The following is a 12,475-nucleotide window of genomic DNA, read 5'->3' as shown; positions in this document are numbered from 1 at the left end:
CGGGGGTAACCTGGGCGGAGTGTCGCCGGGTTCTTCGTCGAGTGCGGTGGGGAGGCCGGTACCACGGTCTCGCCGCTGCCCGCTTCTGGGCGGGACGTGCCGGCCGTGGACGACGGCATCGCCTCCGCCACCGCTGCCGGCACCGACCGTGGCGACCGGCTGCACGCCCCTCCCGTTCCGCCCCTGTCTATTTCGAGAGGTTGTGTCATGTCCCTCTTCCCCACCGGTGAGGACCGTGTGTCCGTCGACGAGGCTCTCCGGCGCATTCGGGACGCCGACGCTCCGGCCGTTCTCCTGGATGTGCGTGAGCAGCACGAGTGGGACGCCGGCCACGCACCCGGCGCCGTGTACGCACCGCTCTCCGGCCTGGCGGCGGGGGCGGCGCTGCCGGAGGCGGTCCGGACCCGTCCGCTGGTGGTGATCTGTCGCAGCGGGCAGCGCTCGCAGCAGGCCGTCGGACTGCTGGCCGCGCGGGGCGTGCAGGTGGTGGACGTCGAGGGCGGCATGAGGGCCTGGGCCGCCGCCGGGCACCCGGTCGTGGACGACCACGGGAACATCGGCTCGATAGCATGACCGCTCTGATCCTCGCGCTCGTCGCCGGTGCCGTCATCGGCCTGGCCCTCGGCGGCCTCGGCGGGGGCGGCAGCGTCCTCGCCGTACCCGCCCTGATCTACCTGCTCCACTTCACCCCGGCGGAGGCGACGACGGCCAGCCTGGTCATCGTCACCCTCACCTCGGTCACCGCGCTCACCGGGCACGCCCGGGAGGGGAACGTGACCTGGCGCACCGGGCTGCTGTTCGCCGCGGCGGGCATCGTGCCCGCGATGGTCGCCGGCGCCGCCGCCGGCCATCTGCCCCAGGCTCTGCTGACCCTCGCCTTCTCGGTCATCGCGGCGCTCGCCGCGGTGCGGATGCTGCGCCCCACGCCCGCGGTCGTCGAGTCCGGCGCCCAGGTGAACGCCGGCAAGGCCGGTGCCGCGGGGGCCGGTCTCGGCGCGGTGACCGGGTTCCTGGGCGTGGGCGGCGGCTTCCTCGCCGTACCGGCACTGGTGGGTGTGCTGCGGCTGCCCATGCGTCGTGCGGTCGGCACCAGCCTGCTGGTCATCACGATCAACTCACTGGCCGCGCTCGGCGCCCGCGCCGGCACCGGGATGCACCTGGACTGGGCCGTCATCGCGCCGTTCACCGGGGCGGCCGTTCTGGGCGCCTGGGACGGAAAACGTCTGTCCAAAAAGCTCAAGGGCGGCACACTGCAGCGCGTCTTCGCGTACGTCCTGCTCGCGGTCGCCGTCTTCATGCTCGTCGACGCGCTCTTCTGACCGACCCGCCGCGGTTCGGGGCCCCCCCGCACCGTCACCCCACGGGACGCGGGCACGTCCGCTCCGGGGCAACATCCACTCACAAGGAAGACATCTGTCATGACCATCGCCACCATCGATCCCCGCCAGGCCAGGACCCGCCTGCAGGAACTCATCGTCATCGACGTCCGCACCCCGGGCGAGTATGCCGACGGCCACATTCCCGGCGCCCTGAACATCCCACTGGACCAGCTCGACGGCGCGCTGCCCGACATCCGTGACGCCGCCGAACGTACGGACGTGCTCGTGGTCTGTGCCTCGGGTGCCCGGTCCGAGAAGGCGTGCATGCAGCTCGCCGGGAAGGGCATCCACGCCGTGACGCTCTCGGGCGGCACCGGAGCCTGGGCCGCCCACGGTCACGAACTGGACCGCCCTGCGGCCTGCGACGTCAAGACGGCGTGGAGCATGGACCGCCAGGTTCGCCTCACCGCCGGATCCCTCATCCTGCTCGGCCTGGCCCTCGGCGAGTTCGTCCACCCGGCCTTCCGGCTGCTGTCCGCCGGCGTCGCCGGCGGCCTGGTGTTCTCCGCCGTGACCAACACCTGCGGCATGGCCGCCATGCTCGGCAAGCTTCCCTACAACCGGCCCCGCAAGGCCGACCTCGACGCCACGCTGGCACGCCTGCGCAGCCTCTGACCCCTGCGGGTGTCCCATGGGCCCCGGCTCACGGGGCACCCGTACGGAGGCCGTCCCGTGATCGCCGCCGGCCCGCCCCCGGGCGGTACCCCCGGGGGTATTTGTGAGGGGTGACGGAGGAGTGACAGGGGAACTCGATCTCGAGGGCGCTCCGTTGAAGGCCGTGCTGAACCGGCTGCGGCGTGCGCAGGGCCAGATCTCCGGCGTGATACGCATGATCGAGGAAGGCCGGGACTGCGAGGACGTCGTCACGCAGCTGGCCGCCGCCTCGCGGGCCCTCGACCGTGCCGGTTTCGCGATCACCGCCACCGGCCCGCAGAAGTGCGCGGCCGACATCGAGGACGGGCACAGGAACGGCGAGCACGTCCAGCAGATGCGCACACGCCTGGAGAAGCTCTTCTTGTCACTGGCGTAGGAGATTCCGGGCCGCTGCCCGGCGCGCCGCAGTGCACGGCATGGAGTCGGTCAGGGGGGCGAGGGGCCGGCGCCGACTCCGGGTGCCGGTGACCGCATCGAGGGAAGATCGGGCCGGACCGGTCGGCCGCTGCCGCCGCCCGACGCCGGTGCCGACGATCAGACCCACGGCTGTCCCGGCGACCGGGTGGTTGTCACGGCGCTCGGGGCACGGTGCCGTCTTTGCCGAGCGCGCCCGTCATGAGCTGCCACATCCACGTTGCGGAGAGCTCCTCCGGCCCGGGTGAGGCCAGTGCTCGAGCCCCTCATCACCGGGTCCGTCGATGCCTCCGGACCCGGTGACACCCCCCGGTCGTCAACAACAGGGGAAGCCGTGCCGGACCCGGAGGCCGAAGGCCCCGTTGCCGAGCCACGAAGACGGCAACGGGGGAACCGGCCCGGGCCCGGCGAAACCCGGACCGGTCGGTCACAGACGGCCGGTCAGCATGCCGTGCCAGTAGACCGGCGGCAGCACGTACCGCTTGAACACCCACATGTCGCGCCGTTCCTTGAAGGTGTTGATGAGGGGGAAGGTCGGGGACGGCTTCAGGTCGTAGTCGAACTCCGCGAGCAGCATCCGGTCGCGTGCGGTCACCAGGGGGCAGGACGTGTAGCCGTCGTAGCGCCGTGTCGGCCTCCGGCCGTTCATCACGTCCAGCAGGTTGGCGGCCACGACCGGGGCCTGCTTGCGCACGGCCGCCCCGGTCTTGGACGTGGGCAGGTTCGCCACGTCGCCGAGCGCGAAGACGTCTGCGTACTGCGGGTGCTGCAGTGTGTGCTTGTCCGCCGCGACGAACCCCAGAGGGCTCGCCGGGTCGGCGAGCGGGCCGTCCTTGAGCCAGTCGGGCGCGCTCTGCGGCGGCACGGCGTGCAGCAGGTCGTAGGGAACGGTCTCCTCGGTGCCCGTCGCACGGTCCGTGAGGACGACCTCGCGGGAGTCTCCGTTCACGGCGGTCAGCTCCGACCGCAGCCGCACCTCGATTCCGTACCGGGCGGCCACCTGCTCCAGTGTGCGCCCCCATTCCGGCACCTTGAACAGGGTCGGGTCCGGGATGACGAGGATGATGCGGATCCGGTCGAGGACCTTCTGCTTGCGCCAGTGATCGGCGGCCAGGTAAGCGATCTTCTGGGGTGCGCCGCCGCACTTGAGAGGCGTCGCCGGGTGGGTGAAGACGGCCGTGCCCGATCGCATCTGCCGGATCAGGTCCCAGGTGCGGGGGGCGTACTCCGGCGCGTAGTTGCTGGTCACCCGGTCGTGTCCCACCGCTTCGGCGAGCCCGGGCACGGCGTCCCAGTCGAGTTGCAGGCCGGGCGCCATCACGAGGTGCTCGTAGGTGAGCTCCTCGCCCCCGGACAGCGTGACGGTGTGGGCACCGGGGTCGACGGCGACGGCGTGCCGGCGTATCCAGCGCACGCCGCCGGGGATGACGGAAGCCTCGGGACGGCGGGTGGTGCGCAAGGACGCCTGGCCGCCGCCGACGAGCGTCCACAGGGGCTGGTACCAGTGGGTGTCGGAGGGTTCGACGAGGGTGATGTCGGTGACGCCGGCGCGGCGCAGGCGGGCGGCGACGCTGATCCCGGCGCTGCCGCCGCCGATGACGGCGACGCGGTGCCGGCCGGTGATCTCATCCGTGCCGGGTGGGGGGATGGCGACCATGGTGGAAGTCCTTCCGTCTGGTCGGGCACCTCTCGGGCGCCTCGGCAAATACCCCGGGGGGTTTCTTGTCGACGAGGCTACGGCGGCGTTCGGGGCCGGTCAAACACCCCCAGGGGTATTTGACCGAGAGGTAAAACATCCGACTTTTCGGTCTTTTCGGTTGGTGGGGTGCCGGCCAGCCGTACGGCCGCCACCCATCGCATCCTGACCCGGGCGGCCTGCTCGCCGTCACCCACCTTCCGGCCATGAGCCCGCGACTCCCCGCCACTTCGTGGCCGGCGTGTGGACGGTCACCCATCGGCTGCGGGAGCCAGCCGTGCCCCCGGCCGGAGTGCCGGGTCCGCCCCGACCCGGCACCGGGGCGGGCACCTGGGGTCCTCGGTCGTGCCGAACCGCTGCTCGTTGCCGCGTGTGGGGCGCGTCGGCCGGAGGGCGGCTCCTGGACCGGGGTTCCCGGCCCCTGGACTCGCGTCCCTGGCAGCCGTGGGCCGGCGGACCGGAACCTTCCTTCCTCGGCCGTTTCTCGCGGCGCTTCCCGGCGGCATGGCGCCGGGTCGGGACGGGCCGTGCAGCACTGCCGTCTCCTGCGCGGCGCGCTGTCGATTGATCACGAGGGCCGAGTCTGTCCGCCGCTGTCCTCCGCGTCGCCCCGGTCGCCGGGGGGAGCCGGCGGGCCGCCGGTATCCGATGCGATCCGTGCCGCCATCTCGGCGAGACGCCTGCAGGTTTCCTCGATCTTCCGCTGGGTCTCGTTTCGTTCGGTGATGACCGCGGCGAGGAGCAGCGCGGTCATTGCGGCGGCGCCGTTGAACGCCTGCAGCGCGATCATGTTGGTGAGCAGCGTGTGACCGGCGAACGGGCCTGTCCTGCGGGTGGCGGCGAGGATCGCAGAGGTGGATACGGCCAGCGCGCAGGGTGCGGCTGCGGCGAGTTGGAAGCGGAAGGCGGCCCAGGTCAGCAGAGGGAAGGCGAGGAAGGCCAGCGGGGCGGGGGCGTTTTCGAGGGTGCCGACGCCGATGGTGGCCGCGACGAGCAGCGTGCCCTCTTCCCATCGAGAGGGCGGGGCGTGCTTCGGTCGGTGTGCCGAGCGCAGGACGAGCAGCAGGGGGGTGACCACCAGGACGCCCATCGCGTCGCCGGTCCACCAGACCCACCACGTCGGCCAGAACCCGCCGGCGGGCAGCGCGTGAGCGAGGCGCAGGGTGCCGCTGCCCACGGTCGCGCTGACGAGCATGCCGGTGAGCCCGCCGAGGAAGACCAGTGCGAGAGCGTCCCGGAAGTGGCTGATCCGAGTGTGGAACCCGGTGCGCCGCAGGAGCGTGTAGGAGCACAGAGGCGCGAGTGTGTTGCCCGTCGTGATCGCGAGTACGGCGGGGATCGACGGCCCGAGTGAGATGTTGATCAGGAAGGCGCCGAGTGCGATGCCGGGCCAGATCCGCAGGCCGAGCAGGAGCAGGCCGGCCAGGGCGACGCCGGTCGGTGGCCACAGCGGAGTGACCTGACCGCGCACGAGTTGCTGGAGCAGTCCCAGCTTGCCCGAGGCGTAGTACAGCGCGGCGACGGCCCCGATCCGCAGGGCGGTCATGCCACCGCGCCGGAGCCTGTCACGGTGAGCGGGAGTCATCGGCAAGTCTTCCGGTCGGCCTCGGCCGGTCGTTCCCCGTCCGCGGACCCGGCCGGCCCCGCCGGATCCACCACACCGCTGCTCATCTGTGTGACCTTTCGAAATGTGCTGTGCCGGGGCTGCTTCGGGCGACCGCTCGGGGAGCGCGTTCTGACGGTTCCTCTTCAGCCGTGTCGTCGAGGGCTGTCCGTCAGCTCAGTGGGGAGTGCGCAGGGCGAGGATGGCCATGTCGTCGTGCCCGTCGCTGGGATGGTGGTCGGCGAGGGCCTGCACGAAGTCCCGCAGGGGCAGGGCGGCGTGCGTGGTGGCGAGTTCGGCGAGTTCGGCGAGGCTCTCGTCGATGGGGTGGTCGGGGTGTTCGATGAGGCCGTCGGTGAAGAAGACCACGGTGGTGTCCCGGCGCAGGGGGTGCGTGTGGTCGGGGCGTTGGTGCTCGGTGTCGACGTTCAGTGGTAGTCCGGGTTCGGCGAACAGGTATTCCGCCCCGCCGCCGGGCTTGATCAGCAGAGGCGGGACGTGGCCCGCGGTGCTCCAGTGCAGTCTCCAGGCGGGCCCGTCGGGTTCGATGCGCGCCAAGCTGGTGGTGGTGACGGGGTTGTCGGTGATGGCCTCCAGGGTGAGGTCGAGCTGGGTGAGGACCGCGCTGGGCGGAGTACGCATGGCGAACAGCAATGCCCGCAGCATGTGGCGGGTGGAGGCCATGGCGGCGGCGGCGTGGAGGTCGTGGCCGACCACGTCACCGATGACAACGGCCACCGCGCCGTCCGGCAGCAGGATGGCGTCGTACCAGTCGCCGCCGACATGGTGGGGTTCGGCTGCGGGCTTGTAGATGGCGGCGGCGCCGAAGGGCCGCATGTCGGGCAGCGTCGGCAGCAAGAGCCGCTGGAACTGTTCGGATCCGGCGCGTACCTGGTCGAGCAGGCGGACGTTCTCGATCGCGATGCCGGCGGCGCTGGCGAGGGCCACGAGGATGTCCTCGTCGTGCACGTCGAAGGGCTGTCCGTCCCGTCGCTCGGAGAGGTAGAGGTCCCCGTAGATCTCGCCGCGGACGCTGACGGCGACGCCGAGCAGGGTGTGCATCCGCGGGTGGCCCGGCGGGAACCCGACGGAGGCCGGGTGGGAGGGGATGTCCGTCACCCGCAGAGGTTCCGGGTGACGGATCAGGTGTCCGAGCACACCCAGGCCGCGTGGGAACCCCACGTCGGCCAGGGCCGCGCGTTCCAGTTCGGACATGCCGGCGACGATGAACTGCTGCAGATACTCGCCGGACTGGTCCAGAATTCCCAGTGCTCCATAGTGGGCGCCGACCAGGTCCATGGCAGTGGTCACGATGCGATGCAGCACCGCGGGCAACTCCACCTCCCGCGTGATGGCCACCACCGCGTCCAACAGACTCTGAACCCGGTCCTTGGCGGTGGCCAGGGCGCGCATCTGCTCGTCGATCCGGCCCAGCTCGGCGTCCAGACGCGCCATCAGGTCGGGACGGGGCGGCCTCGCCCCCTCACCCTCCTTGCCGCCGGCCATCACGATCGCCCGGCGGACCGGTACGCGTACTCGGTCGCCCTCGGCCGGCAGGAGCCGGCGCCGGTTCGCACCAGGATCCCTGCGAAGGCGAGCCGTCCGGCGATCGCCGCGCCCGGACGGGGGTCGGTGAAGGTCCTGTGCCATCCGCTGAACAGGGCCCTCGCGGCACCCTGCGTGGCCCTGCGTTCCTCCCGCCCGGTGAACATCCGCAACAGCAGCCCGGTGCCCCTCTTGCCCGGGCTCGGACGGCCGAACTCCGCCGGACACAACAGATCGGCCCTGCTGCGGCCGGCGAACACACCGGACAGGCGCTCGGCCGCATCCACCTGGGCGAGTTGCATCCAAGCCTCGCTGCTCAGCTCGCCGAAGGGCTCGGGCGCGGGCGCGACGCCGGGGTTCCGGCCGGACGCCACGTCCGCCGGCCCGAGCGCCCTGGTCACCGTGGTCCGCGTCACCCGGTATGGCTGGGCCGAAGCCCGCCCGGATGCCGCCGGGTTCCGCCGCCCGACCCGGCGGATCCCCTCATCGAGCCACTCACGCGATCTGCGCACCCACAGTCTCCTGACACGACCGACCTGCAAAGGGTGACCCGACGCGACCGCCCGACCAGCCCATTGCACCGAAGGCGGCATGTCACACACCGTCATACAAGGTGACTCCCGCTGTCGTTGCCGCTGTCACGGGCGGGAAACTGCGCGAGGGGACTCCCGTTCCCGGCACGGGGCTCGCCCCGCGCCGGGAACGGGAGTCATGCGTCAGGACGGGGGCTGGAGGACTGCGTCGATGACGTAGATGGTGGCGTTCGCAGCCTGGATGTTGCCGCAGACGATGTTCGCCTTGCCGTTGACCTTGAACTTGGTGCCCGAGCCCGACGTGGTCAGTTTGCTGCCTTCCACTGTCGTGAAGGAGCCCTTGGAGAGCTCGTTCGGGGTGACCTGCTTGTCCACGACGTGGTAGGCCAGCACCTTCTTCAGCCGCCCCTGATCGTTGAGCAGCGAGGCGAGCTGTGACGCGGTCACCTTCTTGAAGGCCTGGTTGTTGGGAGCGAAGATGGTGACGTGGGGTTTCCCGTCGAGGGTGCCGCTCAGCCTTGCCCTGACCGCGGCCGAGACCAGTTGGCTGAGCTGTGGATACGCGGCGGCAGCCTCCACGACCTTGTCCTTGGCCGTGTCGGCCTTCTGCGCGAGCGCCGAGCAGCCGGGACCGAACGTCCCCGACGGGCTGGGAGACGCGTCCTGTGCGTGGCTCTGCGACGCCGGACCTACGAGCGCGAGCGGGACGGCGACCAGAGCTGCCGCGGTGGCCTTTGCTGTACGCGTGCGGGTGAACCTCATCGCAACCTTCCTCCCGTGGAGGCGTGAACACTGCAGAGGTCGGGACGGCGGACGTCTTGGTCTCCGCCGGGCGGGGGTGGGGCGGCTGCTGCGCCACGGCCCTGAGCCGTCATCACCCCGGCCACTCGTCGAGCGTATACATTCGGCGCCGGTGACCGCATCTCGACGCTCGTACGCGGTGAAGGCCCCGCCCTGCCGGACCTGCGCCGTCGTGGTGTGGGCCCCGTTGCCCGGCCACCGCCTCGGGGAGTCGCGGCCGCTGCCTGCCGACCAGCGCGAGCACGGCCGCAGCACAACCCGGGCCCCGTTCGGGTCGGCACCCTCGTACACCACCGGTTGGAAGTCGCCGCCCCGTCGGGCGACGAGGCCGGTCCGTCCACCCTCGTGGTTGACGAAGCCACACCGCTCCGCCGCCCCGCTCATCCGTTTCCGTTCGCGTGCGGCCTCGCCGGTCGGCGAGCATCCTGTGATCATGGCCATCGCCGTTGCCGTACCGGCCGCACTCCTGGCCGCCTGCTGTTTCGCCGTGGCGGCCGTGCTGCAGCAGGAGGCCGCCGCGACCGTGCCCGAGAAGGAGTCCCTTCGGCCCCGGCTGATCTGGGCCCTGGCCCACCGGCCGCTGTGGCTGGCCGGCATCGCCCTGTCGGCCTTCTCGTTCGTCGTCCAGGGCGCGGCTCTCGCCTTCGGCCCACTGGTGCTCGTGCTGCCGTTGGCCTCGACGGACCTGCTCTTCGCCCTGCCGATCCTCGCCCGGCGACGCCGTCGGCATCTCACCCGGCGGGACGTGACGGGCGCGGTGTGCACCGCCGGCGGAGTGGCCGCCTTTCTGGCCGTGCTGCCCTACTCCCCGGGTGCGGGGCGGCCCGGCGTAGGGGACTGGCTGCCGCTCCTGGCGGTGGTCGCGGCGTGTGTCACCGTGCTGGTGCCGGCCGGGCTCCGCACCTCGGGCCGGGTGCGTGCGGGCGTGTACGCTGCCGCTGCCGGGCTCCTCTTCGCGCTGCTGGACGCGCTCACGAAGAGCGCGGCAGGTCTGTTCCGGGACAGCGGCCCGGCCGCGCTGGTGCACTGGGAGCCGTACGCACTGCTTCTCGTCGGCGGAGCGGGGCTGCTGCTGGCACAGAGTTCGTTCCAGGCCGGGTCCCTGGCGGTCAGTCTTCCCCTCATCGACACCGTCGAGCCGATCGGCGCCGTCCTCATCGGAGCCGCCGTCTTCCACGAACGCCTGGCCACGGCCGGGTATCTCGCCGTCCAGATCCTCGGCGCGGCCCTGGCCGTGACCGGCATCGTCGTCCTGGACAGGTCACCGCTGGTGCGCACCTGACCATGGGCCCATCGGCGGGTGACGCACCGCGTCGGGTCGCGCTCCGGTGGTCCTGGCCCGTCGGAGCCTTGAAGCATCCATGACGGACGTCCGGCTCCGGGTCGGTGAGCCTCCGGCTGTGACGCGCTTCGACGGCGGGGTGGTGACGCCGTGCCAAGGGGGCGTGTCCTGTACGGCGCTCGGTCCTGAGCGCGCCTGCGCTCGCTCTATCCGGCGAACCGCGTATCCGATGGATGGCAGTGGCGTGGGCCAGTGCGGTGGACTACGACTCGCTCATCCACGGTCGCGATGCAGCAGGAGAAGGGCGCAGGTTGTCTCCGGCGTGCCCGGCCTGCGATCGCATCTTGACAGTGTGGGGCATCGAGGAGGCGGGTTGCTTCGGTCGCCGGTCAACTCGTCGTTCGTCTGCGTGAGTTAGGGGTTGGCAATGGCACTCTCACACTGGCAGAGAGCTTTGGAGTGGCTGGCTGCCGCGGCCAAAGACCCGCGCGCGTGTCGCGACGACTGGATGCACGGGCTGACCGGGGTCCACCTCTTGGCCACCGGGCGCCTGTGGGACGTCCTGACCGTCCCCGAACGCCTCGGTCTGCGCACCGTCGAACTGCTCAGCACCGTCCCGGTGTCGCAGCGGGGGCCGGTTCTGTACGACGGCCGGGCCCACCGCGTGGGATTCCTCGTGCCGCCCGACCCCACCGCCCTGTGGGCCGGCCACGCTTTGAGATACGTCTCGAAGGGCGGCTGGATCGCGGCCCCCGCCCCGCACTGCCGGTGGGGGACACTGCAGTGGCTCGTTCCACCGGACGGAAGCGGCGCTCTCACCCCACCCGCACTTCTGGAAATGGCTCTGGACCAAGCCCTTCGCGCGATGGCCCATGCCCACGGCTGCTCTCGGCACCACCTTCTGCCGAACTGCCGCACAGCCGAGCCGACCGCGAGCCCCACCCGCGATCGGGACCCTGATCACTGCGGGCGGTCTGCGGTCAGCAGCACCGCTGCGTCGTCAGCCGTGCATCGATGCCCGCAAGAGCCTTTGGACGGCAGCCACCCCGGCTCTCCATAGATAGAGCCGGCGGAGACACACCGTCCCTTGCATTTCGTGCGGTACTCCGTCCGCGTGTGCATCTCCTCCACCCGGACTACGTCGGCCACATAATGACCAAAATGGCAGATATCGGGGTAAGTGCATTGCGCTTGTCCGTCTCCCAAGCGCCGGAGGGGCTTCCGTGGATGTCGGGCTGATCAATGGCCTTCCCGGCCACCCCCTCTTCGTTCACAGCGCCGTGGTGCTGGTACCGCTGACGGCGTTGGCACTCCTCGTCTGTGTGCTGTGGCCTTCGGCGGCGCGTCGACTCGGCTGGGTACTGCCGCTGCTGGGCCTGGTGACTCTCGTTCTGGTGGTGCTCACCACCGAGTCCGGCGAATGGCTGGAGGAGCGGGTACGGGAGACCGCGCTGGTGGAGGAGCACACCGAGATGGGCTCCGACCTCACTCCGTGGACGATCGCCCTGTTCGTCCTGACGGTCGTCGTCTGGCTGCTCGGCCGTGTCGGCTCTCGCTGGGAGCGTGGGGGCAGGGGTGCGGCCGGGAGTTCCGCGGAGGGCGGGGCATCCGCTGTGGCTCGGCGGGCCTCCTCCGTCCCGGTGCGTGTCGCAGCGCTGGTGCTCGCCCTGATCGTGGCAGTCGGCGCAGCCATCCAGGTGTACCGGATCGGCGACTCGGGCGCGAAGGCGGTCTGGCACGGCCGGTTCTCGACAGGCGAATCCGGCAGCAAGGGGTGACCGGACAGCCGTCACTGCAGGCCGGGCGGCGCATCCGCCCCATCGGGTGACGTTCCCCGGCTTCGGCCGTCCCGTCCCCCGACTGCCGTCCGTGCCGACGGCGCTGCCCGAACCGAACCGCCGTGCCGGGACGGTGTTCGTTCCCGCATGGTTGTCGAGTGGCCGGAGCCCCGGTCGGCTGTCCGGCAGGGCGGCATCCTGGTCAGGGGGCGGTGGAGAGCTGGTCGCGCACCCATGCGGGGTCGGGGTTGGTGTGGGGTCGGCCTCCCACTACGACGGTCGGCACGGTCTCGTTGCCGTCATTGGCCGTCCGCGCCGCTGCCGCCCCGGCCGGGTCGCGCCAGATGTCGACCCAGTGCAGGCGGTCAGCGCTGCGTCCCAGCCGCATGCGCAACCGCAGACAGTACGTGCAGCCCGGCCGCCAGTAGACGACCGGCCTGCCGTCGATCGCGCTGCGGCGTTGTGCCTCCACCGCGCCGATCGACGTCGGGAAGATCAACGGGGAGTTCACGAAGGCGAGCATCACGAACACGAGCAGGAACGCCAAGGCCGAGCCGGGCTCCTGCCCGAGGACCAGCGCGGTCGCAACGGCTGAGCCGCACAGTATGAGCATCAGGGGCAGGATCCAAGTGCGCGTCATGGTGACGCAGACTATCGCTGCGCAAGAGGCCTCTCGAAGCGGACTGACGCTCGGGGGCCGCCTCGACACCGGCGCACCGCGCTGCCGTTGCGTTGCCGGGAGCCGGGAGCCGGGAGCCGGGAGCCGGGAGCCGGGAGCCGGGAGCCGGGA

At 71.4% G+C, this 12,475-nt stretch carries 12 protein-coding genes; 6 read left to right on the top strand and 6 right to left on the bottom strand.

The window, feature by feature from the left end; genetic code table 11:
* The first annotated feature begins 207 nt into the window (after positions 1-207).
* The 4 genes from AC5WRT_RS30475 to AC5WRT_RS30460 all read left to right on the top strand — a co-directional run bounded on the left by AC5WRT_RS30475 (position 208) and on the right by AC5WRT_RS30460 (position 2,409).
* Entirely contained in the window at positions 208-573 is a 366-nt protein-coding gene (locus AC5WRT_RS30475; protein WP_496100800.1) for a rhodanese-like domain-containing protein, read from the top strand.
* Positions 570-1,319, top strand: coding sequence for a sulfite exporter TauE/SafE family protein (locus tag AC5WRT_RS30470; protein WP_496097333.1), 750 nt, complete (start codon positions 570-572; stop codon positions 1,317-1,319). Before AC5WRT_RS30475 ends, AC5WRT_RS30470 begins: the two co-directional genes overlap by 4 nt.
* A gap of 99 nt (positions 1,320-1,418) precedes the next feature.
* A complete protein-coding gene (locus AC5WRT_RS30465; RefSeq protein ID WP_496097334.1) occupies positions 1,419-1,994 on the top strand; it encodes a rhodanese-like domain-containing protein in 576 nt (191 codons plus the stop codon).
* Between the two features lie 121 nt (positions 1,995-2,115).
* On the top strand, positions 2,116-2,409 hold the full coding sequence (locus AC5WRT_RS30460) for a metal-sensitive transcriptional regulator (RefSeq protein WP_496097335.1): 294 nt from the start codon (positions 2,116-2,118) through the stop codon (positions 2,407-2,409).
* 465 nt (positions 2,410-2,874) lie between these two features.
* Here AC5WRT_RS30460 and AC5WRT_RS30455 read toward each other — a convergent pair whose 3' ends face one another.
* The 5 genes from AC5WRT_RS30455 to AC5WRT_RS30435 all read right to left on the bottom strand — a co-directional run bounded on the left by AC5WRT_RS30455 (position 2,875) and on the right by AC5WRT_RS30435 (position 8,586).
* Positions 2,875-4,104 (bottom strand): NAD(P)/FAD-dependent oxidoreductase, encoded by a 1,230-nt coding sequence (locus tag AC5WRT_RS30455; RefSeq protein WP_496097336.1) that lies wholly within the window; start codon positions 4,102-4,104, stop codon positions 2,875-2,877.
* A gap of 607 nt (positions 4,105-4,711) precedes the next feature.
* Positions 4,712-5,689 (bottom strand): MASE1 domain-containing protein, encoded by a 978-nt coding sequence (locus AC5WRT_RS30450; RefSeq protein ID WP_496097337.1) that lies wholly within the window; start codon positions 5,687-5,689, stop codon positions 4,712-4,714.
* Between the two features lie 234 nt (positions 5,690-5,923).
* Positions 5,924-7,252 (bottom strand): PP2C family protein-serine/threonine phosphatase, encoded by a 1,329-nt coding sequence (locus AC5WRT_RS30445; RefSeq protein WP_496100799.1) that lies wholly within the window; start codon positions 7,250-7,252, stop codon positions 5,924-5,926.
* Complete coding sequence (locus AC5WRT_RS30440) at positions 7,252-7,707, bottom strand: P-loop NTPase family protein (protein ID WP_496097339.1); 456 nt, start codon at positions 7,705-7,707, stop codon at positions 7,252-7,254. Before AC5WRT_RS30440 ends, AC5WRT_RS30445 begins: the two co-directional genes overlap by 1 nt.
* Positions 7,708-8,007: 300 nt before the next feature.
* Positions 8,008-8,586, bottom strand: a complete 579-nt coding sequence (locus AC5WRT_RS30435) for a fasciclin domain-containing protein (protein ID WP_496097340.1) — start codon at positions 8,584-8,586, stop codon at positions 8,008-8,010.
* A gap of 472 nt (positions 8,587-9,058) precedes the next feature.
* On the opposite strand from AC5WRT_RS30435, the gene AC5WRT_RS30430 reads away from it, so the two are divergent.
* Together AC5WRT_RS30430 and AC5WRT_RS30425 are read left to right on the top strand one after the other, a co-directional pair.
* Positions 9,059-9,907: a DMT family transporter gene (locus AC5WRT_RS30430; protein WP_496097341.1), complete on the top strand. Its 849-nt coding sequence runs from the start codon at positions 9,059-9,061 to the stop codon at positions 9,905-9,907.
* Between the two features lie 1,223 nt (positions 9,908-11,130).
* Complete coding sequence (locus AC5WRT_RS30425) at positions 11,131-11,685, top strand: DUF2231 domain-containing protein (RefSeq protein WP_496097342.1); 555 nt, start codon at positions 11,131-11,133, stop codon at positions 11,683-11,685.
* A gap of 202 nt (positions 11,686-11,887) precedes the next feature.
* Here the strand turns inward: AC5WRT_RS30425 and AC5WRT_RS30420 are convergent, their stop codons facing one another.
* The gene (locus tag AC5WRT_RS30420) at positions 11,888-12,325 is read right to left on the bottom strand and encodes a glutaredoxin domain-containing protein (protein ID WP_496100798.1); all 438 of its coding nucleotides are present in this window, start codon (positions 12,323-12,325) and stop codon (positions 11,888-11,890) included.
* Positions 12,326-12,475 lie beyond the last annotated feature (150 nt).

The sequence above is a fragment of the Streptomyces sp. NTD91 genome (genome assembly GCF_059510455.1).
Note: the sequence above shows the minus strand (reverse complement) of the source record. Positions and strands in the feature narration are given on the sequence as shown.

Bases quoted from the DNA above. Each gene is read 5' to 3' on its own strand.
- AC5WRT_RS30420 (WP_496100798.1), bottom strand. From the start codon at position 12,325: ATGACGCGCACTTGGATCCTGCCCCTGATGCTCATACTGTGCGGCTCA.
- AC5WRT_RS30445 (WP_496100799.1), bottom strand. From the start codon at position 7,252: ATGGCCGGCGGCAAGGAGGGTGAGGGGGCGAGGCCGCCCCGTCCCGAC.
- AC5WRT_RS30465 (WP_496097334.1), top strand. From the start codon at position 1,419: ATGACCATCGCCACCATCGATCCCCGCCAGGCCAGGACCCGCCTGCAG.
- AC5WRT_RS30450 (WP_496097337.1), bottom strand. From the start codon at position 5,689: ATGACCGCCCTGCGGATCGGGGCCGTCGCCGCGCTGTACTACGCCTCG.
- AC5WRT_RS30435 (WP_496097340.1), bottom strand. From the start codon at position 8,586: ATGAGGTTCACCCGCACGCGTACAGCAAAGGCCACCGCGGCAGCTCTG.
- AC5WRT_RS30455 (WP_496097336.1), bottom strand. From the start codon at position 4,104: ATGGTCGCCATCCCCCCACCCGGCACGGATGAGATCACCGGCCGGCAC.
- AC5WRT_RS30430 (WP_496097341.1), top strand. From the start codon at position 9,059: ATGGCCATCGCCGTTGCCGTACCGGCCGCACTCCTGGCCGCCTGCTGT.
- AC5WRT_RS30470 (WP_496097333.1), top strand. From the start codon at position 570: ATGACCGCTCTGATCCTCGCGCTCGTCGCCGGTGCCGTCATCGGCCTG.
- AC5WRT_RS30475 (WP_496100800.1), top strand. From the start codon at position 208: ATGTCCCTCTTCCCCACCGGTGAGGACCGTGTGTCCGTCGACGAGGCT.